We start from the raw sequence: 25,272 nt of genomic DNA on the forward strand, positions 1-25,272 counted from the left end.
CTCAGACGCCGGGGGTCATCACGTGCGGCATCACGCTCCAGACGCTGGTCGCCTCCAGCGGCAGGGCGTCGGTGGCGCGCGTCTCGAGCCACAGGCGCTGAATCAGATTCTGCGCCACCTGCAGCCGGTAGGCAGCCGAGGCGCGCATGTCCGACAGGGGCTTGAAATCCTGCGCCAACGCGAGCTTGGCGGCGTTCACGCTGGCCTGCGTCCAGGGCTTGCCGAGCAGCGCGGCCTCGGCCTGCGCCGCGCGCTTGACCACGGCCGCCATGCCACCGAATGCAAGCCGCACCTCCTTGACCGTGTCGCCGTCCAGCGCGATCGAGAAGCCGGCGCACAGCGCCGAGATGTCGCAGTCGAAGCGCTTGCTGATCTTGTAGGCCCGTACGCGGCGCGTTGCCACCGAGAGCGGCACGGCCATGCCCTGCACGAACTCGCCCGGCTCGAGCTGGTTCTTCATGTAGTCGACGTAGAACCCGGCCAGCGGCATGCGGCGCACGCACTCGCCTTGCCGCAGCTCGATCTGCGCGTCGAGCGCCATCAGCACCGGCGCCGAGTCGCCGATCGGCGAACCGTTGGCGACATTGCCGCCCATGGTGCCGGCATTACGGATCGGCGGCGACGCAAAGCGCAGCCACACGTCGGTGAGGCCCTCGAAGCGCTGTGCGAGTGCGTGCCAGGCGGTTTCGAGCGAGGCACCGGCACCGATGTAGAGCTCGCCGCCCTGCTCCCGCACGGCCTTCATTTCCGCGACGTCGCCGACATAGATGATGTCGCCGAGATCGCGGAACTGCTTGTTCACCCAGAGGCCGACGTCGGTCGAGCCGGCCAGCAGTTGCGCATCCGGCTTCTGAAGGCGCAGGGCGGCCAGCTCGGCCAGCGTGGTCGGCGCGTGGAAGCGGTCGGTGCGCCCGCCGGAGACGGCGCTGTAGTCGAAGGTGCCCTCGCGCTGCAAGGCGGTGAGCGCCTGCACCACGGGCTGCGTGTCGAGCCGCACGGCGGGCAGGTCGAACATGCGCTGGCCCGCGTCGAGGATCGGCCGGTAGCCGGTACAACGGCACAGGTTGCCCGAGAGTTCGTCGGCCAACTGCTGGCGCGTGGGCTGCGTGCCGGCTGCGCTGTGGTGTTCGTAGCTCGACCACAGCGACATCACGAAGCCCGGCGTGCAGAAGCCGCACTGCGAGCCGTGGCACTCGACCATGGCTTGCTGTACCGGGTGCAGTTGCCGCACGGCGTGCTTGTCGTGCTGCCGGGTGTCGAGCGACTTGCCGCATTGCCGTTTGAGGTCTTCGACCGTGAACAGCGCCTTGCCGTGCAGCGTCGGCAGGAACTGGATGCAGGCGTTGACCGTTTGCAGCTGCAACCCGCCGACCGCGCCCGGCGCGCCCGGCTCGGCCAGCTCGCCGATGACGACGGTGCAGGCGCCGCAATCGCCTTCGTTGCAGCCCTCCTTGGTGCCGGTGCAGCGCGCGTCTTCGCGCAGCCAGTCGAGCACGGTGCGGGTGGGGTGCACGCCGCTCACCTCGACGATCCGGTCGCGGTGGAAGAAGCGAAGGGGCTGGCTGCTTGTGTTGCTGCTCATGGATTGATTGCTGTCGTGGGTGCGAAAACCGGCGCTACCGAACTTAGGGCTTCGAGGCCGCGGACGCATACAACCCTCACCATAGTGCGTATGTCCGGCCCCGTATGCACCTTATTCGGGTTTACACGGGTACCCGCGGCAATCAGACAGCAATTGTCGGGCCCGGTCGGGCGGGGCCCCGGGGCCATCCCGTCAGCGCGTGCCGTGCACCAGCCGCTCGAGCACGTCTTCGCCGCCCATCTGCCCGCCCTTGAGCAGGATCTCGCAGCCATCGAGCGAAGGGGCGTCGCTGTGCAGGCGGCAGAGCGCCGCGCCGGGCGACAGCGCCGCCAGGTACGACAAGCCCCAGGCATCGAGCGCCTGCACCGCATGACTGGAGGTGTCGCCGCCGGCCACGCCAACGCGTTTCAGCGGCGTGGCCGCCAGCACGCGCGCGAGCAGCAGGCCACCGGCCTTTGCAAGGGCGAGGGCCGGCACTTCCGGGTCGGCCGCGCCCGGCGCGGTGCAGGCCAACACATTGCGACCTGCCGCCAGCCGCGCCGAAAGCTGACTCGCCACCGCGTCGAGGTGCGAGGGTGCCGCGTCGGCCAGGGCGCGCGCATCGAGCGGGACGAGTTCGTAGGAGCGTGCGGCCGCCACCTGCCGCGCCGTCACGGGCGACAGGCTGCCAGCCAGCACCAGCACGGGGCCTTCGGCCGCCGCCACCGGAACAGGCGCCGCGGGCGCACGCTGCTGCGCAAGCGCCTGCAGCACGCTGCTCGGGCCGACCGCGAGCAACGGGCCGGCCTGCGCCCGCGCCTGCAACGCAGCGCCGATGACGGCGAGATCGGACTGCTGCGCGACGTCGAACAGGATGGCGCCGGTGCCCTGGCCGACGAGTGTCTCGATGTCGGCCTGCACGGCTGCCGCGGCGCGCGCATACGCGAGATACGGCAGCGACTGCACGCCCTCGAACCCCTGCAGCGCCAGGTGGCGCCGCAGGTCGGCCTCGTGCATCGGCGTGACCGGGTGCCGGCTCATGGTCGGATGCCGGTCGATGCGGCACACCGCACCGCCATACCCGGCCGCCGCGAACAGGTTGCCGAACAGGCAATAGCGCTGCAGTTCGGGTTGCCCGCCAATCACCGCGACCCAGGGCTGGGCCACGGCGGGACGCAGTGCCTCGACCGCCACGCCGATGCTGCCGACCTCGGGCGCGCTGTCGAAGGTCGAGCAGCACTTGTAGTGCAGCACCCGCGCGCCGGTCCGCCGGAACAGCGCAGCCACGGGCGCGAGCTCTGCGCGCATTGTGTCGGGTGGCATCGAACGCGCCGCGCCGGCAATGCCGATGCAATCGAGCGCGCCGGCGCGCTGCAGTTGCGCGTCGTCGGGCACGGCCAGGAACAGCAGCGTGCGCAGGCCGGCGCGCGCGGCGGTGCCGAGCGCGTCGGTCGCGCCGGTGAAATCATCACCGTAGAAAACGATCGACGGCGGCCCGGCGGCGCCCATCATCTGCCGAAGAAAGCCAGCGCCTGCGCCAGTTCGGGCTGGGTGCGCGCGGCGTCGGCCAGCGGCGTGCCGGCGCGCACCGCCGCCCAGGCCTGGCGGATACTTGCCACGCCGGCCGCCGCGCCGCCCGGGTGCGCGAGGATGCCGCCGCCCGACATGAACAGCAGGTCGTCGCGGCCGATCGCGTCCCAGGTGGCGGGCACGGTGCCGGCCCACTGGCCGGACGAGAAAGCCGGCATCACGGCGTCGTCGACGCCTTCGGCCAGCGGTGCGAAGCAGTCGTGCGCCGAACCGATCACCTCCTCGTCGGCCTGCGCGAACTTGCCCTGCAGACCGTGCACATGCATGTGGTCGACGCCGGCCAGGCGCCACAGCGTCTGGTAGGCCTGAAAGCCGATGCCGAGCATCGGATGGCGCGACATCGCGCCAAAGCCGTTGCGGTGCCCGTGCAGCGCCAGCCCGGTGTGGCGCCGCAAGGTCTGGATGGCCGAGAAACCACACCAGTTGAGGCTCGCCATCACGCACGAACCGCCTTCGCGCTCGACCAGGTCGGCATGGCGCTTCATGGCGTCGGTTTCGTCGGTGATGTTGAAGGCCACCATCACGTGCTTGCCGGTGCGTTGCTGGTGCTCGCGCACCACCGCCATCACGGCCGGCACGCGCTCGGCCAGCGGCGCGTGGTCGGGGTCGGCGCTGACCTCGTCGTCCTTGATGAAATCGACACCCGCCGCGCACAGGCGGCCCACGAGTTCGGCCGTCTCGGCCGCCGAAAAGCCGACGTTCGGCTTGATGATGGTGCCGACCAGCGCACCCTGCGCCACGCCGGTGACGCGGCGCGTGCCCGCAATGCCGAGCCGCGGCAGCTCGAAGCGGTTGCGATAGCTCGCGGGCAGGTGCATCGTTTCGAGCCGCAGGCCCGTGACCTCGCCGAGGTCGTAGAGGTTGCCGGCCACGGTCGCGGCCAGCGTCGGCAGGTTCGCGCCGATGTTGGCGACCGGAAACGACAGGTGCACGCGCGCGCGCCGCCAGGGCCCCGGCGTGCCCTTGCGCTCGAGCAACGCGTTGGGCAGCGACGGTGCGTCGACGGCGGCGAGTTCTTCGACCGCCTCGACCGTCGCCCGCGCCCGCGCGCGCAGCGCATCGGTCTCGCCCTCGACCCGCGTGAAGGTGCCGCACGACTGCTCGCCCGCCATCACCTCGGCCACGGCCTCGGGCGCGAGCGGCGTCTCGATCAGGTAGCTCGCGTGGATGCGATCCAGCGCCATCAGAGCTTGCCGAGGTCGGGAAACGGGCGCACCGGATTGCTGCCGTCCCAGCCGACGGACGATTCGCGGATCAGGTCGAACATCTTGCCCTTGGGGCCTGCAACTTCGGACAGCTCGATCACCGTGCCCGGGTGGTACTCGGTGTCGAAATAGATGAAGCGGCCGCGCTCCCCCACCTCGCCGCTCATCACGGGCTTGAAGCCCTGGCGTGTGAGGCGCGCCAGATCGGCGTCGTAGTCGGCCGTCCAGTACGCAATGTGCTGCAGCCCGGTGCGGCCGGCCTGCAGAAAGTCGCGGTACATCGAGGGCACGTCGTTGCGGGTCTGGATCAGCTCGACCTGCACGAAGCCCGAATTGGCCAGCGCCACCGAGTTGTGCGGCTGGTGCGCCTCGCCCTTGTACCGGTAGTTGACGATGGGCACCTTGGGGTTGTAGTACCAGGGACCGACGCCCAGCGTCTTGCTCCAGTAGTCCATCGCGGCCTCGATGTCGTGCACGACATAGCCCAGTTGGCGAATCTCGCCGAGGAATCGACTCATTGCTTGCTCCGTGAGGATGTTGTTGTTCAGGTCTTGAGGAAGCCGATGGAGAACCAGGGGATGGCCGCGACCAGGATCAGCCCGACCAGCAGCGCCACGATGTAGCCGCCGATGTACTTGATGCCCTCGCCGGGATCGACCTTGCTGACCGCACAGGCGCCGTAGTAGCCGACACCGAACGGCGGCGCGAACAGGCCGATGCCCATCGCAAAGATGACGACCATTGCGTAGTGCACCTCGTGCACGCCCGCGGCCTTGGCAATCGGGAACAGCAGCGGTCCGAACAGCACGATGGCCGGAATGCCCTCGAGCACGCTGCCGAGCACGATGAAGGCAATGATCGAGATGGCCAGAAAACCGTAGCTCCCGCCCGGAATCGCGGCCATCCACTTCGCCAGATCCTGCGAGAAGCCCGACTGCGTGAGTCCCCAGGCCATGGCGGTGGCACAGCCGACGATGAAGATGATGGCGCCCGAGAGCGAGGCCGTCTCGACCAGCATCGGCTTGACGCGCGACCAGTCGAACTGGCGGTAGATCACCAGGCCGATCAGCGCCGAATACACGATGCCGATGGTCGACACCTCGGTGGCGGTGGCCACGCCTTCGACCACCGCAGCCCGGATCACGAAGGGCAGCAGCACCGCCGGCAGCGCGACCGCGAACAGCCGGCCGATCTGCCGCTTGGTGTGCACTTCGACGCCGCTCAGGTCTTCGCCGCGGTAGCGCCACCAGACCACCACGCACAAGCAGAGACCGAGCACCACCGCCGGCAGCAGGCCGCCGGTGAACAGCGCGGCGATCGAGATGCCGGTGACCGAGCCGATCGTGATCAGCACGATCGATGGCGGGATGGTTTCGGTCTGCGCGCCAGTGGTGGCCAGCAGCGCCACCAGATCGCCCGGCTTGGCGCCGCGCTTCTTCATCTCGGGGAACAGCACCGGCGCAATGGCCGCCATGTCGGCAATCTTGGAGCCCGAAATGCCCGACACCAGGTACATCGCGCCGATCAGCACATAGCTCAGCCCGCCGCGCACGTGGCCCAGCAGGCTGGCCAGGAACTGGATCATGGCGCGCGCCATGCCGGTCATCTCGATCAGCGCGCCCAGGAAGATGAAGAGCGGCACGGCCAGCAGGATCAGGTGCGACATGCCCTCGTCGAGCCGCCCCACCATCACCAGCATCGGCGTGCGTGTGGTCAGCGCCAGGTAGCCGAAGGTGGCGAGCGCGAACGAAAACGCGATCGGCACGCCCGAGAAAACCGTGACCGCCACCACGCCGATGAAGAAGATCACCAGGTTCAGCTTGCCCAGCGGCGCGAGCAGCGGCCCGGCCAGCCAGAACAGCCCCACCACGGCCGCCGTGCCGAGCAGCGCCACCGCAATCTGGCGGCCGCTGCAGATGCGCAGCAGCCGCAGCAACGCGACCACGATCATCAACGCAATGCCGATCGGAATGGCCGCCGCGCGCCAGGCGTTGCTGATTTCGAGCGCGGGCGTGACGATGAACGCTTCTTCATGCGCATAGTCGATCGCCGGCCAGGCCACGAGCGCAAGGAACGCCACCGACGCCGCGATGGCGAAGGCATCGAGGATCGCGCGGCGCGGCGGCGAGAGCTTGTCGACCAGCGCCGTCATGCGCATGTGCTCGCCGCGGCGCAACGCCACCACGGCACCGAGCATCGACAGCCACAGGAACAGGATCGACGCCAGCTCGTCCGACCAGACCAGCGGCGCATGGAAGGCGTAGCGCGCCGTGACACCCGCGAACAGCACCACGATTTCGGCCAGCACCAGCAGCGCGGCCAGGCTTTCGACCGTGTGGCCGAGCCACCGGTCGGCATGCCCGGCCCAGCGGCCCAGCGCGTTGAGCGGCGCGGCGCTGACGACCGCAGGATGCAGCGCGGCCGACATCAGGCGAGCTTGCCGACGGTGCCTTCGAGGAGCGCCCAGGCCTCGGGGCCGAAGCGGCCCTTCCACTCGCCATAGAAGCCGGAGTCGCGCAGCTTGGCGCGAAAGCTGTCGGCCGTCGGCCGGTTGATGGTCAGCCCCTTGGCCTGCAGGTCACCGACCACCGACTCGTTGAGCTTTCGGATGTCTTCGCGCTGCTGCATGCCCGCATCGTTGATGGCGCGCGCCACGATGGTTTTCAGGTCGGCAGGCAAGGCCTCCCATGCGCGGCCGTTGGCAATGAACCAGTAGCCGTCCCAGATGTGGTTGGTGAGCGAGCAGAACTTCTGCACTTCGTAGAGCTTGGCCACCTGGATGATCGGCAGCGGGTTCTCTTGCGCGTCGACGATTTTGGTCTGCAGCGCGGAGTAGACCTCGCTGAACTGCAGGCTGGCCGGCGCGGCGCCAAGGCCCTTGAACATCGAGATCGACAGCGGGCTCACCGGCACACGGATCTTCAGGCCGTCCATGTCCTTGGCACTGCCCACCGGCGCCTTGCTGCTGGTGGTCTGGCGAAAGCCGTTGTCCCACATCTTCTCGAAGGCATAGAGGCGCGACTTGGAAATGGCGTCGCGCACATGGGCACCGAGCTTGCCGTCCATCGCGCCCCAGACCTGGTTGTAGTCGGAGAAGGCAAAGCCGACCGCGTTGATCGCAGCCACCGGCACCAGCGTGGCGATCACCAGCGCCGACGGCGTGAAGAAGTCGATGCCGCCCGAACGCACCTGCGCCAGCATGTCGGTGTCACCGCCGAGCTGGTTGTTCGGGAAGATCTTGATCTCGACCCGGCCATTGCTTTCCTTCGCGATGCGGTCGGCCGCCTCCTGCGCGCGGATGTTGAGCGGGTGGCTGAGCGGCAGGTTGTTGCCGTATTTGTAGGAGAACTCGGCGGCGCGTGCGATGCGCGGCAAGGCCGTCACGATGCTCGCGGCGGGAAGGGCTGAAAGCGTGCGCAGTGCGCTGCGGCGGGTGATCGATGGCATGCGTTGTCTCCGTTGTGTGTCTGATGCGATTTGATGCATCATTGAATCAAAGGCATGCGAACGATAGAAGGCGCATGCGCTCCCGTCAAACTTCGACTCTGATGGTTTTTGATGTATGAGGGTTAACCCAGGGCATTCTTCCGACGCCGCCGGCCGTGCCCGCGTGGCCGACATCGCGCGTGCGGCGCAGGTCTCGACCGCCACCGTCGACCGCGTGTTGAACCGCCGCCCCGGCGTGCGCGACGCGACCGCCCAGCGCGTGCTGAAGGCGGCCAAGGCGCTCGACTACCTGCCCGAAACCGGCCTCTACGCAGCGCTCGCGCCGCCGCCGCTGCGGCTGCAGTTTCTGCTGCCGGCCGGCACCAACCGCTTCATCCGCATGCTCGGCGACATGGTGGGCTACTCGCAGGAGCACTGGGCGCCGTTCAACGTGACCTGCCGCGCCGAATTCATCGAGAGCTTCAACCCGCACGAACTCGCGGCCGCGCTGCTGCGGCATGGCAAGCGCAGCGACGGCATCGCGATGATGGCGCTCGAGCATCCGGCCGTGCGCGAGGCGGTGAGCACGCTGGCCGCGCAGGGCGTGCCGGTGATCACGTTGATCTCCGACCTCTCGAACTCCGCTCGCGCGGCCTACATCGGGCTCGACAACCGCGCAGCCGGCCGCACCGCGGGCTATCTGATCGGCCGCTTCATCGGTGCGCGCGCCACGGGCAAGGTGGCGCTGATCGCCGGCAGCCGCAGCTACCGCGCGCACGAGGAACGCGAGGCCGGCTTTCTGCATGTGATCGACGAGCTGTTCAAGCGGCTGCAGGTGGTGGGCCTGCGCGAGGGCCAGGACGATGCCGAGAAGAACTACCGCCAGACCCGCGCCCTGCTCGACCAGCATCCGGAGCTGGCCGGCATCTACAACATCGGCGGCGCTTCCGACGGGGTGGCGCGTGCCCTCAAGGAGGCCGGCCGCGACCACAAGGTGGTGTTCGTCGGCCACGGCCTCACGCCCGACACGCGCGCCCTGCTGATCGACGGCAGCATGGACGCCGTGATCACCCAGAGCCCGCAGACCACGCTGATGAACTGCGTGCGGATCTTCACCAACCTGCGCGACGGGCGCGAGGCGCTGATCGCGGTGGAGTCAACCCGCAGCCAGGTGATCTTTCGGGAGAACCTGCCTTGAAGCGATGCCTTGTCGCTGAGCGTTTCGGGGTCGGCCTGTGGGGTGGGCCGCTGGCGGCGGGTGGCCCCTTCCGCGAATGTCCCCCGCCTTCGGCTCCTCCTTTATTTCGCTGCAGGGGCCACCCACCACCAGCGGCCTGGGCACGCTCGTGGTGCTCAGCGCGAAACGGTCACATCGCTTCCAGGATCAGGGCGGTGGGGCACGCTGCGCAGCGAAATAAAGGAGGAGGGCGAAGCCCGGGGGACATTCGCGGAGCAGCGTGCCCCGCCGCCCTGAGCCCGCCTCGAACAAAGGACTCACCCCTCCGCGAACAGCTCCCGAATCACCTGCCGCAACCACCGGTTGGCCGGATCGCCCTCGAAGCGCCGACTCCAGTGCAGCGACACGCTGAAGTCGCGCAGCGGAAAGGCCGGTTCGACAATCGCATAGCCCCCTTCCTGCGCAAAGCCGCGCGCGATGTTGCGCGGCATCACCACGGCGAGATCGGTCGCGCGCACGATGGCGGGCAGCACCATGAAATGCTCGGTGGTGAGACGCAGGCGGTCCTCAAGCTTGAGCAGTTGCAGGATGCGCAAGGTATCGGCATGGGTGCGAACCGCCACGAACTCGAGCCGGCGCATGGCCTCCAGCAGCGCAGTGCCGCTGCGCTTGCGCTGCGCGAACGGATGGCCCTCGCGCAGCAGCACGATGTAGCGGTCTTTCAGCAGCAGCGCGCGCTGCGTGTCCTTGACCTCCGGCAGAAAGCCGAAGGCAAAGTCGATACGGCCGTTGTCCAGCGCAGGCGCGATCTCGGCCGGTGCAAGCGGCCAGGTTTCGATCTGCACGCCGGGCGCGAGTTCGCCGAGCCGCGCCATCAGCGCCGGCAGGAAGCGGCTTTCGCCGATGTCGCTCATGTGGATGCGAAAACGCTGGCTCGAGGCCGCGGGGTCGAAGCGATCCGGCTCGTCCAGCGCGTGCTGCAGCGTGGCGAGCGCCGAGCGCACGGCGACGGCCAGCCGCTCGGCCCGCGGCGTTGGCGCCACGCCGCCCGGCGCACGCGTGAACAACGCGTCCTTCAGCAGCAAGCGCAGCCGCGTGAGTCCGTGGCTCGCAGCCGGCTGCGTGATACCAAGCGCCTCGGCGGCGCGGCTCACGCTGCGCGCGCGGTAGACCGCATCGAACAGCCGAAGCAGGTTCAGGTCGAGCGTGTCAATATGCATGGCATTCATGTGCGATAGGCGCTTGATTCTATTGAAGCCATGAGCCGCACGCCGCACACTGCGCGGCGCGACACCCCATAGCCACAACGACGACGAGACAAGATGGAAGTTTCTTTCAGCAAGGAAATCGAGGCTTTGCGCCTGGGCGCAGGCGACACCTTCCATGGCGAGGGCATCCTCGCGATCACCAAGGGGCTGCTGCAATCGGGCGTTTCCTATGTGGGCGGCTACCAGGGCGCGCCGGTCTCGCACCTGCTCGACGTGATGGTCCAGGCCAAGCCGTACATGGACGAACTCGGCGTGCATGTGGAGGCCTGCTCCAACGAGGCCTCGGCCGCCGCGATGCTGGGCGCCTCGATCCACTACCCGCTGCGCGGCGCCGTCACCTGGAAGTCGATCGTCGGCACCAACGTCGCGGCCGACGCGCTCTCCAACCTGTCGTCGCCGGGCGTTACAGGCGGCGTGCTGATCGTGGTCGGCGAGGACTATGGCGAAGGCGCCTCGGTGATCCAGGAGCGCACGCACGCCTACGCGCTCAAGTCGAGCATGTGCCTGCTCGATCCGCGGCCGGATCTCGGCAGGATGGTCGACATGGTCGAGCATGGCTTTCGCCTGTCGGAACACTCGAACATGCCTTGCATGATGGAACTGCGCATCCGCACCTGCCATGTGCGCGGCAGCTTCGAGTGCAAGGACAACCTGGCACCGGCGATCTCGACCCGGGCGCTGATGGCCGAGCCGGCCGGCTTCGACTACATGCGGCTGGCGCACCCGCCCGTGACCTTCCGCCACGAAAAGCTCAAGGGCGAGGAGCGCATTCCGGCGGCACGCCGCTACATCGCCGAACAGGGCCTGAACGAACTGATGCCCGGCGAACACGCCGACCTCGGCATCGTGGTGCAGGGCGGCCTCTACAACGCACTGATCCGCAGCCTGCAACAACTCGGCCTGGCCGATGCCTTCGGCGACAGCGCGATCCCGCTGCTGGTGCTCAACGTCACTTGGCCGCTGGTGCCCGAACAACTGGCCGACTTCTGCATGGGCAAGCGCGCGGTGCTGGTGGTCGAGGAAGGCCAGCCCGAGTACATCGAGCAGGAGCTGGCGACGCTGCTGCGCCGGCGCGACATCCAGACGCCGCTGCACGGCAAGGACATGCTGCAGGCGGCCGGCGAATACGGCGTCGAGGTGCTCTCGGCCGGCATCGGCGCGTTCACTGCGCGCTGGCTGCCGGGCCATGCGCAGGATGCGGCGCAGGGCTGGCTGCAGGGCAACAAGGCGCGCCGTGCCGCCGTTGCCGCGCAGCTCGGCACGCCGCTGCCGAACCGCCCGCCGAGCTTCTGCATCGGCTGCCCCGAGCGGCCGGTGTTCTCGGCGCTGAAGCTCGCGCAGCTCGACAACGGGCCGGTGCACATCGCGGCCGATATCGGCTGCCATGCCTTCGGCACCTTCGAGCCGTTCTCGATGGGGCACTCGATCCTCGGCTACGGCATGAGCCTGGCCAGCCGGGCCGGCGTGTCGCCGATGATGAAGCGGCGCGCGCTCTCGATCATGGGCGACGGTGGCTTCTGGCACAACGGCCTGCTCACCGGCGTGCAGAGCGCGCTCTTCAACGGCGACGACGCGGTGCTGCTGATCTTCAAGAACGGCTACACCTCGGCCACCGGAACGCAGGACATCATCTCCACGCCGGACGACGCGGCCAAGGCCGAAGCTCCGGACAAGCAGCGCAGCCTGGTCGAGACCAACCAGACCATCGAGGCCACGCTCAAGGGCCTGGGCGTGCAGTGGATGCGCACGGTGCACACCTACCACGTCGACAAGATGCGGGCCACGCTCAACGAGGCGTTCACCAGCGACTTCAACGGCCTGAAGGTGATCGTGGCCGAAGGCGAATGCCAGCTCGAGCGGCAACGCCGCATCAAGCCCTGGCTGGCCAGCCTGCTGCAGCGCGGCGAACGCGTGGTGCGCGTGAAGTACGGCGTCGACGAAGACGTGTGCAATGGCGACCACGCCTGCATCCGCCTGTCGGGCTGCCCTACCCTCACGGTCAAGGACAACCCCGATCCGCTCAAGGTCGACCCGGTGGCGGTGGTGATCGACGGCTGCGTCGGCTGCGGCCTCTGCGGCGAGAACGCGCACGCGGCCACGCTGTGCCCGAGCTTCTACCGGGCCGAGGTGGTGCAGAACCCGAAGTGGCACGAGCGGCTGCTGCACGGCCTGCGTTCCCGCATGCTGCGCGCGCTGCAACCGGCCTGATCGCGATGACGACCACGATGAACCGCACCCAGCCGATCAGCCTGCTGGTCTGCGCACTCGGCGGCGAAGGCGGCGGCGTGCTGACCGAGTGGCTGGTCGACATCGCACGCCATGCCGGCTACGCGGCGCAAAGCACCTCGATCCCGGGCGTGGCGCAACGCACCGGCGCCACCACCTACTACGTCGAGGTGTTCCCGGTGCCGCTGGCGCAGCTCGGCGGCCGGCGGCCGGTGTTCAGCCTGAGCCCCGTGCCGGGCACGCTGGACGCGATCGTCTCGTCGGAGCTGCTCGAGACCGCGCGCCAGATCGGCAACGGCATGAGCGGGCCGCAGCGCACGCTGGTCATCACCTCGTCGTCGCGCACGCTCACGACCGCCGAGCGCATGCAGCCGGGCGATGGCCGCGCCGACGCCCAGCGCCTGCTCGACACGGTGAAGAGCTTCAGCCGCGAGCACCATGTGTTCGACATGGGCACGATGGCGCGCGAGGCCGGCACCGTGGTCAGCGCCGTGATGCTCGGCGCCATTGCCGGCAGCGGCCTGTTTCCGTTTCCGCGCAAGGCCTACGAGGCCGTCGTGCGCGGGCGCGACACCGCCGCACCGGAGCAGGTCGACAAGATGGCCGCGGCAAGCCTGCGCGGCTTTGCCAGGGCGTTCGACGCGGTGAGTGCGCCGCGCGCGCAGGCGGCGCTGGTGACGAGTCTGCTGTCGAACCAGGAGCCCTCGGCGCCCGTCCCCCAGCCGCTGCCGCCCGATGTGGCGCAGGCCTTTCCGCTGCCGGTGCACGCGATGCTCGCGCTCGGCCATGCGCGGCTGCTCGACTACCAGGACGCCGGCTATGCCGCCCTGTACGTCGCGCGCCTGCAGCAGGTGCTGGCAGCCGAGCGCGCCGCCGATCCGGCTGGCGCCAACGGCTTCGCGGTCACGCGAGAGATGGCACGCTGGCTGGCGTTGTGGATGGCCTTCGACGACATCGTGCGCGTGGCCGAACTCAAGAGCCGGGCCAGCCGCACGCTGCGCGTGCACACCGAGGTGAAAGCCGGCGCGGACGACATCGTCAAGGTCTACGACCACTTCAAGCCCGGCGCAGCCGAGTTCGCGGCGCTGTTGCCGCGGGCGCCGGCGCAACGCGTGACCGCCTGGGATCGCGCGCGGCAGGCGCGCGGCAGAGCCCCCTGGGCGCTGCCGCTCAAGGTGGGCAGCCATTCGGTGTTCGGCATGCTGTCGCTGCGCGTGCTCGCCTCGCTGCGCTGGTTGAGAAAGCGCGGCAGCCGCTTCGCAGAGGAGCAGGCATTGATCGAGCGCTGGCTCGCCGCCGTGGTCGCCGGCACCCGAACCGACTGGCGGCTCGGCCACGAAATCGCGCTCTGCGGCCGGCTCATCAAGGGCTACGGCGCCACCCTCGAACGCGGCAAGGCCAACCTGCTGCACGTGATCGACCACCTGGCGACGGCACCGCTGCCGGACGGCGCACCCACCGTGCGCGCCACGGCCATCGCTGCCGCGCGCAGCGCCGCACTGGCCGACGACGCCGGCATCGCACTCGACGCCGTGCTGCAGCGCGCCGGCGCACCCGCACGGCCGGTGCTCGCGCAGCCGATCCGCTGGATGAAACGCAACCCGCAACCGCGCTGACTCAAGGTAAACGCGGATATACGCAACGCCCGAGACCGCTAAAACTTAACATGTTCATTAATTGGGCAGCCACCCAGCAGGAGACATCGATGACTTCGTACCGTTTCACCACACTGGCCCTGGCCGCCGCGCTGGCCCTCGCAGCCCAGTCGCCGGCACTGGCGCAGGACAAGCCGGTCAACCTCAAGCTCTCGAGCTGGGTGCCGGCGCAGCATCCGCTCAACCCGTCGCTGCAGGCCTGGGCCGACGACATCAAGAAGGCGTCGAACGGCAGCATCACGGCCACGCTGTTCCCGTCGGAACAGCTCGGCAAGGCTTTCGACCACTACGACATGGCGCGCGACGGCATCGCCGACTTCGCCTACGTCAACCCGGGCTACCAGCCCGGCCGCTTCCCGATCATGGCTGGCTCGTCCCTGCCCTTCCTGTTCTCCAACGGCAAGGAGGGCTCCGCCGCCATCGACGCCTGGTACCGGCCCTATGCCGCGAAGGAAATGAAGGACGTGAAGTACTGCTTCGCGTTCGTGCACGACCCCGGCACCTTCCATGCGCGCAAGAAGATCCTGCTGCCGACCGACATCAAGGGCATGAAGATCCGACCGGCCACCAGCACGATCGGCCAGATGGTCACCTCGCTCGGCGGCACCAACGTGCAGGCCTCGGCACCCGAGTCGCGCGACATGCTGGAGCGCGGCGTGGCCGACGCCATCACCTTCCCGTGGGGATCGATCAGCCTGTTCGGCATCGACAAGGTGGTGAACTTCCACATGGACGTGCCGCTCTACGTCACCAACTTCGTCTGGGCCATGAACCAGGGCAAGTACGACAGCATGTCGGCCGCACAGAAGAAGGTGATCGACGACCACTGCACCAGCGAGTGGGCGCAGAAGGTCGCAGCGCCCTGGGCCGACTTCGAGTTTGCCGGCCGCGCCAAGATCGCCGCCCTGCCGGGCCACGAGGTCTACAAGCTCACGCCCGAACAGCTCGACGCCTGGCGCAAGGCCGTGGCACCCGGCGAGGCGCAGTGGGCCGAGGGCGTGAAGAAGGTTGGGCAGGATCCGAAGGCGGTGATGGACTCGCTCAAGGCCAGCCTCGCGAAGTACAAGTCGGCGCTGTGATCTTGCGGCGAATACGCCCACTGGAGCCGTTGTGAAAGCGCGCACCGGCGTTATGGACCGGATGATCAATACGATCGAGTGGCTGGCCGCCATCTTCGTGGGCCTCGTCGCGTTGAACATCTTCGTCGCGGTGGTCCTGCGCAAGTTCTTCAACACCTCGATCCCCGACGCCTACGACTTCGGCCGCATGTTTCTCGGCATCCTGATCTTCTGGGGCATCGCGGCCACGAGCTACCGCGGCGGCCACATCACGGTCGACCTGGTGTGGACGGCGGCCGGCCCGCGCATGAAGCGCGTGATCGACGTGTTCGCCACGCTGGTGCTGCTGTTCGTGGTGGCGGTGCAGACCACGATGCTGTTCGACAAGGTGCGAGGCACCTGGGCCGACAACGTGCAGACCTACGACCTCAACATCCCGACCTGGCCGTTCTACGCGGTCGCCTGGTTCGGGGACGTGTGCGCGGTGCTGCTGATCGCGATCCGCACCTACCGCCTGGTCTTCCAGCCCGAGCTGCTCCAGGAAGCCAGGCCCGAACAAAAGGCGGACGAATGAGCACCGACGCGATTGCAGTGCTGGGCTTCGTGGTGCTGTTCGCACTGATGCTGCTGCGCGTGCCGGTCGGCATGGCGATGGGACTGGTGGGCGTGGTGGGCTACAGCTGGATCGTCGGGCCCGGCCCTGCGCTCAAGCTGGTCGGCCAGACCTCGATGCGCACCGTTACCGACTACACCTTCGGCGTGATCCCGATGTTCATGCTGATGGGCGCGCTGGTGTCGGTGTCCGGGGTGAGCCGCGAACTGTTCAAGGCCGCCAACTCGATGATCGGCCACCTGCGCGGCGGGCTCGGCGTGGCCACGGTGCTGGCCTGCGGCGGCTTCGCGGCCATCTGCGGCTCGTCGGTGGCCACGGCGGCCACCTTCTCCGCGGTGGCCTACCCGGAAATGCGGCGCTTCAACTACCCGCAGTCGTTCTCGACCGGCGTGATCGCAGCCGGCGGCACCCTCGGCGCGATCCTGCCGCCATCGACCGTGCTCGCGGTCTACGCGATCCTCACGCAGCAGGACATCGGCAAGCTGTTCATGGCCGGGATCGTGCCGGGCATCCTGGCGATGGCGATGTACGTCATGACCATCGCGATCATCGTGCGGGCGCGGCCCGACTGGCTGCCGGCCGGCGAGCACAAGCCCTGGTCGGAGCGCCTGGTCGACCTGAAGGCGGTGTGGGCGCCGCTGGTGCTGTTCGTGTTCGTGATCGGCGGGCTCTACGGCGGCTTCTTCACCCCGACCGAGGCCGGTGGCGTCGGCGCGAGCGGCGCCTTCATCCTCGGCCTGCTGCGGCGCAAGCTCGACGGCCCGAAAATCCGCGAGGCACTGCTGTCGGCCACGCGCACCGCGGCCGCGGTGTTCACGGTGTTGATCGGCGCGCTGCTGTTCGGCTACTTCCTGACCATCACGCAGAGCCCGCAGAAGTTGACCGAATTCCTCACCGGCCTGGGCATCGGCCGCTACGGCGTGCTTGCGCTGATCATGCTGATGTACCTGGTGCTCGGCTGCCTGATGGACGCGATGGCGATGATCATCCTCACCGTGCCGATCATCTTTCCGGTGATCGTGGCGCTGGGCTTCGATCCGATCTGGTTCGGCGTGATCATCGTGATGACGGTGGAGCTCGGCCTGATCCATCCACCGGTGGGCATGAACGTCTTCGTCATCAAGAGCGTGGTGAAGGACGTGAGCTTCACCACCATCTTCAAGGGCGTGCTGCCCTTCATCGTGACCGACATTCTGCGGCTCGTGATCCTGATCGCGTTCCCCATCATCGCGCTGTGGCTGCCGACAAAGATGGGTTGATGCCATGTCTCAATCCGGCTTGATGTTGGCTTCGCGGATCAGCTTCCCATAGCGGGCCGCCTCGCTCTTGAGCAGCTTGTCGAATTGCGCCGTGGGCCCCGGCAGGGCGACGCCGCCCGCCGCGGCGAGCTGGTCGCGCACCTCGGCGGATTCGAGGGCCTTCTGCACCGCCTCGTGCAGCTTGGCCTGGATCGGCTGGGGCAGCCCGGCCGGTGCGACGAAACCGTACCAGACGCTGGCTTCGAAGCCGGGATAGCCCGACTCCGCAACCGTCGGCACGCCGGGCAGCACCGCCGCGCGCTCGGGGCTCATCAGCGCCAGCACCCGCAGCGTGCCTGCCTTGGCAAGTGGCGCCGCCTCGAGCGCGTTGACCGCCACCACGTCCACGTGGCCGCCCATGACGTCGGTGAGCGCCTGCGAGCCACCCTTGTAGGGCACGTGGCGCAGCGAAAGCCCGGCGGTGTGCTGAAAAAGCTCCATGGCCAAATGTGGCGTCGAGCCGTTGCCCGGCGTTGCCACGCTGATCGCACCTGGCTTCGCCTTGGCCGCGGCCACCAGCTGCTGCAAGGTCTTGAACTCCGAGCCCTCGCGCACCGCAGCCACCACCGGCACGCGTCCGACCAGGGACACCGGCGTCAGGTCGCGTTCCAGGTTGTAGGGCGCCGGCTGGAACAGCGCGGGGTTCACCGCCAGGGCGTTGGCCGCCAGCATCAGGGTATAGCCGTCGGACGGGCTGGTGATGAGCGCCTTGACTGCGATGTTGGTGCCCGCGCCGGGCTTGTTCTCGACAATGACGGGCTGGCCGAGGGTGCTCGCCATCCGCTGGCCGACCGAGCGTGCAATCAGGTCCACCGCGCCGCCGGCGCCGTAGCCGACGATGATCCTGATCGGCTTCGAAGGGTAGGCATCGGCCGCACCAGCGTTCGATGACATGCCGAGCACCAGCAGCCCCGCGAGGGCGAACAAGGCAAGCAGAGGGCGGCGAGAAGGCATCTTCATGATTTGTTCCAGGTCTGCGGTGCCGCGTCCTTGCCGGCCACCGAATACAGCGCGCCGGGCGCGTTGCGCGTTTGCTGGAATTCCTCCAGCGACTGCCCGCGCATGGCGGCATAGATGTGCAGGTTGGAGACACCGACCACCGCGCTCAGCTTCTCCAGCATGAAGAAGATCACGCCGTAGTGGATAAGCCCGCGCCAGTCGCGCCGGCGCACCAGATCGCGTTCCGGCGCAGTCAGGCCGGCCGCCTCGAATGCCGCCTCCTGGTCGGCAGCGAAGCGGGCGCGATGTTCCGGGCGCGTCATGCCGTGCAGGAACTTGTTCAAACGATAGGCGCGCACGCTGGTCTCGAGCGTGAATGGATAGCTGCCCTCCAGCGCCTCGATGCCCGCCAGCTGCTGGTCCATGTGGCGCCGGTGCCGCTGCACTTCGCCGGCAACAGGCGGGCTGGCCAGGTTCTCGTAGATCGCAGTCGCGATGCCGGTCATCGACGGCAGGTAGTAGCTCTGGTGCGTCTTGCGCACGTTGGAGGAGAGCGCGCCGCGCATCACCAGCCACATGATCACTTCCGCGCCTTCCATGCCGCCAAGGGTGGCGAGCTCGGCCTGCGTCATCTCGGTGAGCCGCACCGGGTCGTTCTCGATCAGATCGAGAAACTGCGCATCCCATGCGGTGTTGTTGAAGCCCGCCCGCTCGCCGTGCACCTGGTGCGACAGCCCACCGGTAGCGACGATCGCCACTTTCAGGTCTTCCGGATAGCTCTCGATGGCGCGCCGCAATGCCTGCCCGAGCCGGTAGCAGCGCCGCGCCGACGACACGGGCGACTGCAGCACGCCGATCTGCAGCGGCACCACCGGTATCGGCCAGTCCGGCTCGTGGGGGCACAGCAGCGACATCGGAGAGAACACGCCGTGGTCCAGCGCCCGATCCTGGAAGAAGGACATGTCGAACTCGTCGGCCACCAGCGAGCGGCCGATGTGCTGCGCGAGCGCCGGGTGCCCCGCCAGCGCGGGAAGATCGCGCGCGCCACCGCCTTCATCGGCCACCTCGTGCCGCTCGCCGACACCGAGCGAGAAGGCCGAATAGTGGTCGAAGAAAAACGAGCTGACGTGGTCGTTGTAGATGAAGAACAGCACATCAGGCTTGTTGTCCGCGAGCCAGCGCTGCGCGGGCCCGAAGGCCTCGAAGATGGGCGCCCACACTGGATCCTGCTGCTTCTTCTTGTCGAAGGCGAAGCCGATGGTGGGCGTGTGGGAACACGCGACGGCGCCGATGATGCGAGCCATGGGTGTGTGGGCAGTTGTCGCGGTCAGTCGATGTAGCGCAGGCCGGCCTTGGCCAGCGACTCGCGCATGGCGTACATGTCCAGGCCCAGTTCTCCGGCGGCGAAGCGCGCACGCTTGCTGGTCTCGCTGGCCTCGCGCGCCTCGGCCGCATCGGCCACCTGCTGCGCGCGCGCCGCCGGCACCACCACCACGCCGTCGATGTCGGCCACCACCACGTCGCCCGGCTGCACCAGCGCGCCGGCGCACACCACCGGCACGTTGACCGAACCGAGCGTCGACTTGATGCAGCCCTTCGAATGGATGGCGCGGCTGAACACCGGGAAGTTCATCGCGGTGAGGTCGCGCACGTCGCGCACCCCGCCATCGATCACCAGGCCCTTGCAGCCGCGCGCCTGGAACGAGGTGGCCAGCAGGTCGCCGAAGAAGCCATCGGTGCTGTCGGAGGTGCAGCCGGCGACCACAACGTCGCCGGGCTGGATCTGCTCGGCTGCCACATGCATCATCCAGTTGTCGCCGGGCTGCAGCAGCACGGTCACTGCCGTGCCGCAAAAGCGCGCCTCAGGATAGATCGGGCGGATGCGCGGCTGCATCAGCCCCAGCCGGCCGAGGGCCTCATGCACGGTCGAAACCCCGAAGCGCGAGAGCTTCTCGACCGCGGCCGGGTCGGCGCGGGTGATGCTGCGATGGACGACACCGAGTTGTTGGAGCGTATGGGAGGTGGACATGATGGTCAAAGGCCTTTGGCAGTGAGGGCGCGGTCAAGGCGCGGGTAGACGCGGCGCGCGTTGGCTTCGAACACCTTGTGCCGCGTGTCGGCGTCGAGCATCGGCGTTGCGTCCACGTAGCGGCGCGTGTCGTCGTAGAAGAATCCAGTTTCCGGGTCGATGCCGCGCACGGCGCCGATCATCTCGCTCGCGAACAGGATGTTGTCGACCGGGATCACGCGCGTCAGCAGATCGATGCCGGGCTGGTGGTAGACGCAGGTGTCGAAGAAGATGTTGTTCAGCAAATGGTCCTTCAGCAGCGGCTTCTTCAGCTCCTGCGCGAGGCCGCGAAAGCGCCCCCAGTGGTAGGGCACTGCGCCGCCACCGTGCGGGATCACGAAGCGCAGCGCGGGGAAGTCCTTGAACAGGTCGGAAGTCAGGCACTGCATGAAGGCCGTGGTGTCGGCATTCAGGTAGTGCGCGCCGGTGGTGTGAAAACAGGCATTGCAGCTCGTGCTCACATGCACCATCGCCGGGATGTCATGCTCGACCATCTTCTCGTAGAGCGGATACCAGTGGCGATCCGATAGCGGCGGCGAGGTCCAGTGGCCGCCCGATGGATCCGGATTGAGGTTGATGCCGACGAAGCCGTACTCGCGCACGCAGCGCTCCAGCTCGGGGATGCAGCTGCGCGGATCCACGCCCGGCGACTGCGGCAGCATGGCCGCGCCGATGAAGTGATCCGGAAAAAGCTGTGCCACGCGGTGGCAGAGCTCGTTGCAGATCGCGGCCCAGGTGGCGCTGGTCTCGAAGTCGCCGATGTGATGCGCCATGAAGCTGGCGCGCGGGCTGAAGATCGTCAGGTCGCTGCCGCGTTCCTTCATCAGGCGCAGCTGGTTGCTCTCGATCGATTCGCGCAGCTCGTCGTCGCTGATCTTCAGATCCGAGACGCGGGGCTTCAGCGCGGAATCCTTCAGACCTGCAATCTGTTGGTTGCGCCAGTTTTCCAGCGCCTTAGGCGCCGTGGTGTAGTGGCCGTGGCAGTCGATGATCATCTGCAATCCAATGGTTGATGGCTTGGCGTCGAGTGTGATGGCCGACACCGGTGCGTGGGCTGAATTCGCGTTACCCTTCCATCAGACTTTCTTATTGAATGGGGTTTACCCGAAGCACCATCGAGCCCATTTACAAGAGGACACAAGCGACCGTGAAGCGCAGGGAACTACAAGACAAAGTTATCGACAGGACGCACGGTGGCGCCCTTGCCATCAACCTGCGGCACCTGCACGCGTTCTCGGCGGTGGCGGCGGCCGGCAGCATTGCCGCGGCCTCCGAGGATCTGTACCGCGTCGCCTCGGGCGTCACGCGTTCCATCTCCGAGCTCGAGCAAACGCTGGGCCGGCCGCTGTTCGATCGCCGCTCGCGCGGCATGACGCTCAACTCGTACGGCGAGCTGGTGCTGGCGCGGGCGCGCCGCATCGAGCGCGAGTTCGAAGACGCAGGCGGCCAGCTCGTCTTGCGCGACGGCAACAGGGCCTCTGCCGGCGTCAATTCGCTGTTCACCTCGATCCTCAACGGCCGACGCCTTGCCGTGATCGCGAGCCTTGTGGAAAACCGCAACATGCCCATGGTCGCGCGCGAATTCGGGATCACGCAGCCGGCCATCAGCAGTGCGCTGAAGGCACTGGAGCGCGGGCTCGGCATCGCGCTTTTCGATCGCAAGACGCGCGGGCTGGCGCCCACGGCGGCGGGCGAGGCCGTGGCGTTCTACTTCAAGCGGGTGCTTGCGGAACTGCGGCACATCGGGCCGGACATCGCGGCCAGCGAAGGGACGTTGCAGGGGAGCGTCAACGTCGGGGCACTCCCGCTCGGCCGCACGCGCATCCTGCCGCTCGCGATCGCTTCGCTGCTCGCGCGCCATCCGCAACTGCATGTCGCGACGGTCGAAAGCCCGTACGACGCGTTGGCAGCATCGCTGCGCAGCGGCGACATCGACTTCATCCTCGGCGCATTGCGCAGCGCCGACGAGGCCAGGGATCTGCAGCAGGAGGCGCTGTTCGAGGATCGCATTTCGGTGATCGCCCGCGCCGGCCATCCGCTCACGCGCGCCTCACGCATCGACTTCGATGCCTTGCGCCAGGCGACCTGGGCGCTCTCGCGCCACGGCGCACCGTCGCGCGAACTCCTCGAGCGCTTTTTTTCGGACGCGCGGCAGGCGCCGCCGGTGCCCGCGGTCGAGACCGGCGACCTCGCCGTGCTGCGCGGCCTGCTGCTCGAAAGCGACATGCTGACCGCAATCTCGGCCCACCAGCTGCGCTACGAAATCCGTGACGGCAGCCTCGTCGTGCTGGACTTCCCGCTGGACCAGACGCGCCGCGAAATCGGGATCACCCAGCGGCTGGGCGCCTTCCCTTCACCGGGAGCGCGGGCCCTGATGCAGGAGATCGGCACGGTGGTGGCCCGATCGCCCGATTTCCGGGTGACAGGACAGCCGCGCGTTTAACCCAATGCCGCCTTCGCCGCACGCACGATGCTCGCCGCATCCACGCCGAAGAAGTCGCGCAGCGCGGCACGCGTGTCGCTGCGGCCGAAGCCGTCGGTGCCCAGCGTGACGTAGCGCCGGCCCGCGGGCAGGAACGCGCGAACACTCTCCGGCACGGCGCGCACATAGTCGGTGGCGGCCACGATCGGGCCCGTTCCGCCGGCCAGCTGCTGCGCGATGAAGGGCTTGGCGGCCGCCGCTTCGCAGGCCACGCCGTCGCGCGCGAGTTCGCTCCAGCTCGTCACGCTGAACACCTCGGCCGCGATGCCTTCGGCCGCCAGTTGCTGCGCCGCCTTCACCACCTCGGTGAGGATCGCGCCCGAACCCAGCAGCGTGACCCTGGCCTGCGGCGCCGCAGCCGGATCGCCGGCGAGGCGATAACAGCCGCGCAGCACGTCCGCATGCGCCTCGGGCGGCAGGCTGGGCTGCGCGTAGTTCTCGTTCATGAGCGTGACGTAGTAGAAAACGTCTTTCTGCTCGACCAGCATCTCGCGGATGCCGGCGTCCACGATCACGGCCATCTCGCCCGCATAGGCCGGGTCGTAGGCCTTGCAGTTCGGAATGGTCGCGGCGATCAGGTGGCTGGTGCCGTCCTGGTGCTGCAGCCCCTCGCCGCCGAGCGTGGTGCGCCCGGAGGTCGCACCCAGCAGGAAGCCGCGTGCGCGCTGGTCGGCCGCGGCCCAGATCTGGTCGCCCACGCGCTGGAAGCCGAACATCGAGTAGTAGATATAGAACGGCAGCATCGCCAGGCCGTGCACGCTGTAGCTGGTGGCCGCCGCCGTCCAGCTTGCGATGGCGCCGGCCTCGCTGATGCCTTCTTCCAGGATCTGGCCGTCGGTGGCTTCGCGGTAGCTCAGGATCGAATCGATGTCTTCCGGCGCATAGCGCTGGCCCACGCTGGAGTAGATGCCGACCTGCTTGAACAGGTTGGCCATGCCGAAGGTACGGGCCTCGTCGGCCACGATCGGCACCACGCGCGGGCCCAGTGCGGGGTCTTTCAGAAGCGCGCCGAGCATGCGCACGAAGGCCATCGTGGTGCTCATCTCCTTGCCGTCGGCCGCCACCGCGAACTGCGCATAGGCGGCGAGTTCGGGCTTGGGCACGATGTCGCAAGCCGTTTCGCGCCGCGGCATGGCGCCGCCGAGCGCTGCGCGGTGCGACTGCAGGTACTGCATCTCCGGGCTGTCGTCGGCCGGCTTGTAGAACGCCAGCGAGGTCGCCTGCTCGTCGCTCAGCGGCAGGTGGAAGCGGTTGCGAAAACCGATCAGATCGGCGCTCTCGAACTTCTTCTGCGAGTGGGTGGTCATGCGGCCCTGCCCTGCACTGCCCATGCCATAGCCCTTCTTGGTGTGGGCGAGGATCACGGTCGGCTGGCCGCTGTGTGCTGCCGCCGCGGCATAGGCCGCATGGATCTTCACCAGGTCGTGGCCGCCGCGCTTGAGGCGGTCGATCTGCTCGTCGGTCATGCCCTGCGCGAGCCGTTTCAACTCGTCGTTCTGTCCGAAGAAAGTATCGCGATTGAAGCGGCCGTCTTTCGCGGCAAAGGTCTGCATCTGCCCGTCGACCGTATGGGCGAAGGCGCGGGCCAGCGCACCGGTGGTGTCGCGCGCGAAGAGGCCATCCCAGTCGCTGCCCCAGACCAGCTTGATGACGTTCCAGCCAGCACCGGCGAAGAGCTTCTCGAGCTCGTCGATGATGCGGCCGTTGCCGCGCACCGGGCCATCGAGCCTCTGCAGGTTGCAGTTGACCACCCACACCAGGTTGTCGAGCTTCTCGCGCGCGGCCAGCGTCAGCGCGCTCATCGATTCGGGCTCGTCCATCTCGCCGTCGCCGAACACGCCCCACACCCGGCGCGCGTTGCAGTCGAGCAGCCCACGGTGCGTGAGGTAGCGCATGAAGCGCGCGTGGTAGATCGAGCTGATCGGCCCGATGCCCATCGAGCCGGTCGGGAACTGCCAGAAGTCCGGCATCAGGTACGGGTGCGGGTAGCTGCTGAGGCCGCGCGCGCCCTTGCCGTCGATGAAGGCTGGCGCGGTGAGTTCCTGGCGGTAGTGCAGCAGGTCGCCTTCGCTGAGGCGCCCTTCGAGGTAGGCCCGTGCGTAGACACCCGGCGCGCTGTGCGGCTGGAAGAACACCAGGTCGCCGCCGTGCGCTTCATTGCGTGCGTGGAAGAAGTGGTTGAAGCCCGTTTCGAACAGGTCGGCCGCACTCGCATAGCTGGCAATGTGGCCGCCGAGCTCGCCGTAGGAATGGTTGGCGCGCACCACCATTGCGAGCGCGTTCCAGCGCATCAGCGAAGCGAGGCGTTCCTCGATCGCGAGGTCGCCGGGAAATGCAGGCTGCGCATCGACCGCGATGGTGTTGATGTACGGGGTCGACAACTCGGGCTGCCAGCCGATGCGCTGCTGGCGCGCGAGCTGCGCCAGCCCATCGAGGATCTGGCGCGCGCGCTGCGGGCCGTGCGCGGCGACCAGTGCCGTGAAGGCTTCGCGCCACTCGGCGCTCTCCTGCGGATCGGGGTCAACGGCGCCGGCGAGGGCGTCGGCAGACAAAGTTGTAGGGGCATTCATTCGCAGCATTCTGAGGGGCAATGGCGATTTGTGGCGCGGTAACGGATTTGCCCACGTAGCACTTTCGATGAACAGCGACGAGCTACCTGGTACGGGTAACCGTGACGGAATGCGCCGCGTTGCAAAAGTAAAAGAC

At 68.1% G+C, this 25,272-nt stretch carries 19 protein-coding genes; 7 read left to right on the top strand and 12 right to left on the bottom strand.

What is annotated here, in order from left to right:
• Window position 1: 1 nt before the first annotated feature.
• The 6 genes from xdhA to QTI05_RS02215 form a co-directional block, all read right to left on the bottom strand.
• On the bottom strand, window positions 2-1,582 hold the full coding sequence (gene xdhA, locus QTI05_RS02190; protein WP_286622741.1) for a xanthine dehydrogenase small subunit: 1,581 nt from the start codon (window positions 1,580-1,582) through the stop codon (window positions 2-4).
• Between the two features lie 192 nt (window positions 1,583-1,774).
• Window positions 1,775-3,070: a four-carbon acid sugar kinase family protein gene (locus tag QTI05_RS02195; protein WP_444812884.1), complete on the bottom strand. Its 1,296-nt coding sequence runs from the start codon at window positions 3,068-3,070 to the stop codon at window positions 1,775-1,777.
• On the bottom strand, window positions 3,070-4,335 hold the full coding sequence (locus QTI05_RS02200) for a ribulose-bisphosphate carboxylase large subunit family protein (RefSeq protein WP_286622743.1): 1,266 nt from the start codon (window positions 4,333-4,335) through the stop codon (window positions 3,070-3,072). Before QTI05_RS02200 ends, QTI05_RS02195 begins: the two co-directional genes overlap by 1 nt.
• Window positions 4,335-4,874: a VOC family protein gene (locus QTI05_RS02205; protein WP_286542252.1), complete on the bottom strand. Its 540-nt coding sequence runs from the start codon at window positions 4,872-4,874 to the stop codon at window positions 4,335-4,337. Before QTI05_RS02205 ends, QTI05_RS02200 begins: the two co-directional genes overlap by 1 nt.
• Before the next feature lie 26 nt (window positions 4,875-4,900).
• Window positions 4,901-6,784, bottom strand: coding sequence for a TRAP transporter large permease (locus QTI05_RS02210; RefSeq protein WP_286622744.1), 1,884 nt, complete (start codon window positions 6,782-6,784; stop codon window positions 4,901-4,903).
• Entirely contained in the window at window positions 6,784-7,803 is a 1,020-nt protein-coding gene (locus QTI05_RS02215; RefSeq protein WP_286542250.1) for a TRAP transporter substrate-binding protein, read from the bottom strand. Before QTI05_RS02215 ends, QTI05_RS02210 begins: the two co-directional genes overlap by 1 nt.
• A gap of 115 nt (window positions 7,804-7,918) precedes the next feature.
• On the opposite strand from QTI05_RS02215, the gene QTI05_RS02220 reads away from it, so the two are divergent.
• A complete protein-coding gene (locus QTI05_RS02220) occupies window positions 7,919-8,980 on the top strand; it encodes a LacI family DNA-binding transcriptional regulator (RefSeq protein ID WP_286542249.1) in 1,062 nt (353 codons plus the stop codon).
• A gap of 296 nt (window positions 8,981-9,276) precedes the next feature.
• On the opposite strand, the gene QTI05_RS02225 is transcribed toward QTI05_RS02220, so the two are convergent.
• A complete protein-coding gene (locus QTI05_RS02225) occupies window positions 9,277-10,188 on the bottom strand; it encodes a LysR family transcriptional regulator (RefSeq protein ID WP_286622745.1) in 912 nt (303 codons plus the stop codon).
• Between the two features lie 93 nt (window positions 10,189-10,281).
• Here QTI05_RS02225 and QTI05_RS02230 point away from each other — a divergent pair, with 93 nt between their 5' ends.
• The 5 genes from QTI05_RS02230 (at window position 10,282) to QTI05_RS02250 (ending at window position 17,038) form a co-directional block, all read left to right on the top strand.
• Entirely contained in the window at window positions 10,282-12,435 is a 2,154-nt protein-coding gene (locus QTI05_RS02230; RefSeq protein WP_286622746.1) for a thiamine pyrophosphate-dependent enzyme, read from the top strand.
• Between the two features lie 17 nt (window positions 12,436-12,452).
• Window positions 12,453-14,069: an indolepyruvate oxidoreductase subunit beta family protein gene (locus QTI05_RS02235; RefSeq protein ID WP_286542245.1), complete on the top strand. Its 1,617-nt coding sequence runs from the start codon at window positions 12,453-12,455 to the stop codon at window positions 14,067-14,069.
• 89 nt (window positions 14,070-14,158) lie between these two features.
• Window positions 14,159-15,187 carry a TRAP transporter substrate-binding protein gene (locus QTI05_RS02240; protein ID WP_286542243.1) on the top strand — a complete coding sequence of 343 codons (1,029 nt, stop codon included), beginning with the start codon at window positions 14,159-14,161 and terminating at the stop codon, window positions 15,185-15,187.
• Between the two features lie 31 nt (window positions 15,188-15,218).
• Window positions 15,219-15,740: a TRAP transporter small permease gene (locus QTI05_RS02245; protein WP_286657780.1), complete on the top strand. Its 522-nt coding sequence runs from the start codon at window positions 15,219-15,221 to the stop codon at window positions 15,738-15,740.
• On the top strand, window positions 15,737-17,038 hold the full coding sequence (locus tag QTI05_RS02250; RefSeq protein WP_286542241.1) for a TRAP transporter large permease: 1,302 nt from the start codon (window positions 15,737-15,739) through the stop codon (window positions 17,036-17,038). Before QTI05_RS02245 ends, QTI05_RS02250 begins: the two co-directional genes overlap by 4 nt.
• 9 nt (window positions 17,039-17,047) lie before the next feature.
• On the opposite strand, the gene QTI05_RS02255 is transcribed toward QTI05_RS02250, so the two are convergent.
• From QTI05_RS02255 to QTI05_RS02270, 4 genes are read right to left on the bottom strand one after another with little or no spacing between them, the layout of a single operon-like run.
• Entirely contained in the window at window positions 17,048-18,037 is a 990-nt protein-coding gene (locus QTI05_RS02255) for a Bug family tripartite tricarboxylate transporter substrate binding protein (protein WP_286542239.1), read from the bottom strand.
• Window positions 18,034-19,320 (bottom strand): gallate dioxygenase, encoded by a 1,287-nt coding sequence (locus QTI05_RS02260; protein WP_286542238.1) that lies wholly within the window; start codon window positions 19,318-19,320, stop codon window positions 18,034-18,036. Before QTI05_RS02260 ends, QTI05_RS02255 begins: the two co-directional genes overlap by 4 nt.
• A gap of 23 nt (window positions 19,321-19,343) precedes the next feature.
• Window positions 19,344-20,045 (bottom strand): 4-carboxy-4-hydroxy-2-oxoadipate aldolase/oxaloacetate decarboxylase, encoded by a 702-nt coding sequence (gene ligK, locus QTI05_RS02265; RefSeq protein WP_286542237.1) that lies wholly within the window; start codon window positions 20,043-20,045, stop codon window positions 19,344-19,346.
• Window positions 20,046-20,050: 5 nt separating this feature from the next.
• Window positions 20,051-21,079, bottom strand: coding sequence for an amidohydrolase family protein (locus QTI05_RS02270; protein ID WP_286623333.1), 1,029 nt, complete (start codon window positions 21,077-21,079; stop codon window positions 20,051-20,053).
• A gap of 152 nt (window positions 21,080-21,231) precedes the next feature.
• Here QTI05_RS02270 and QTI05_RS02275 point away from each other — a divergent pair, with 152 nt between their 5' ends.
• Window positions 21,232-22,527, top strand: a complete 1,296-nt coding sequence (locus tag QTI05_RS02275) for a LysR family transcriptional regulator (RefSeq protein ID WP_286622747.1) — start codon at window positions 21,232-21,234, stop codon at window positions 22,525-22,527.
• Here the strand turns inward: QTI05_RS02275 and mdeB are convergent.
• Window positions 22,524-25,136: an alpha-ketoglutarate dehydrogenase gene (gene mdeB / locus QTI05_RS02280; RefSeq protein ID WP_286622748.1), complete on the bottom strand. Its 2,613-nt coding sequence runs from the start codon at window positions 25,134-25,136 to the stop codon at window positions 22,524-22,526. The genes QTI05_RS02275 and mdeB overlap by 4 nt on opposite strands.
• Window positions 25,137-25,272 lie beyond the last annotated feature (136 nt).

It is taken from the genome of Variovorax fucosicus, assembly GCF_030316825.1.
GTDB lineage: Bacteria > Pseudomonadota > Gammaproteobacteria > Burkholderiales > Burkholderiaceae_C > Variovorax > Variovorax fucosicus.

Coding starts and splice junctions, on each gene's coding strand:
- xdhA (WP_286622741.1), bottom strand. CDS start 1,582: ATGAGCAGCAACACAAGCAGCCAGCCCCTTCGCTTCTTCCACCGCGAC.
- QTI05_RS02195 (WP_444812884.1), bottom strand. CDS start 3,070: ATGGGCGCCGCCGGGCCGCCGTCGATCGTTTTCTACGGTGATGATTTC.
- QTI05_RS02200 (WP_286622743.1), bottom strand. CDS start 4,335: ATGGCGCTGGATCGCATCCACGCGAGCTACCTGATCGAGACGCCGCTC.
- QTI05_RS02205 (WP_286542252.1), bottom strand. CDS start 4,874: ATGAGTCGATTCCTCGGCGAGATTCGCCAACTGGGCTATGTCGTGCAC.
- QTI05_RS02210 (WP_286622744.1), bottom strand. CDS start 6,784: ATGTCGGCCGCGCTGCATCCTGCGGTCGTCAGCGCCGCGCCGCTCAAC.
- QTI05_RS02215 (WP_286542250.1), bottom strand. CDS start 7,803: ATGCCATCGATCACCCGCCGCAGCGCACTGCGCACGCTTTCAGCCCTT.
- QTI05_RS02220 (WP_286542249.1), top strand. CDS start 7,919: ATGAGGGTTAACCCAGGGCATTCTTCCGACGCCGCCGGCCGTGCCCGC.
- QTI05_RS02225 (WP_286622745.1), bottom strand. CDS start 10,188: ATGAATGCCATGCATATTGACACGCTCGACCTGAACCTGCTTCGGCTG.
- QTI05_RS02230 (WP_286622746.1), top strand. CDS start 10,282: ATGGAAGTTTCTTTCAGCAAGGAAATCGAGGCTTTGCGCCTGGGCGCA.
- QTI05_RS02235 (WP_286542245.1), top strand. CDS start 12,453: ATGAACCGCACCCAGCCGATCAGCCTGCTGGTCTGCGCACTCGGCGGC.
- QTI05_RS02240 (WP_286542243.1), top strand. CDS start 14,159: ATGACTTCGTACCGTTTCACCACACTGGCCCTGGCCGCCGCGCTGGCC.
- QTI05_RS02250 (WP_286542241.1), top strand. CDS start 15,737: ATGAGCACCGACGCGATTGCAGTGCTGGGCTTCGTGGTGCTGTTCGCA.
- QTI05_RS02255 (WP_286542239.1), bottom strand. CDS start 18,037: ATGAAGATGCCTTCTCGCCGCCCTCTGCTTGCCTTGTTCGCCCTCGCG.
- QTI05_RS02260 (WP_286542238.1), bottom strand. CDS start 19,320: ATGGCTCGCATCATCGGCGCCGTCGCGTGTTCCCACACGCCCACCATC.
- ligK (WP_286542237.1), bottom strand. CDS start 20,045: ATGTCCACCTCCCATACGCTCCAACAACTCGGTGTCGTCCATCGCAGC.
- QTI05_RS02270 (WP_286623333.1), bottom strand. CDS start 21,079: ATGATCATCGACTGCCACGGCCACTACACCACGGCGCCTAAGGCGCTG.
- mdeB (WP_286622748.1), bottom strand. CDS start 25,136: ATGAATGCCCCTACAACTTTGTCTGCCGACGCCCTCGCCGGCGCCGTT.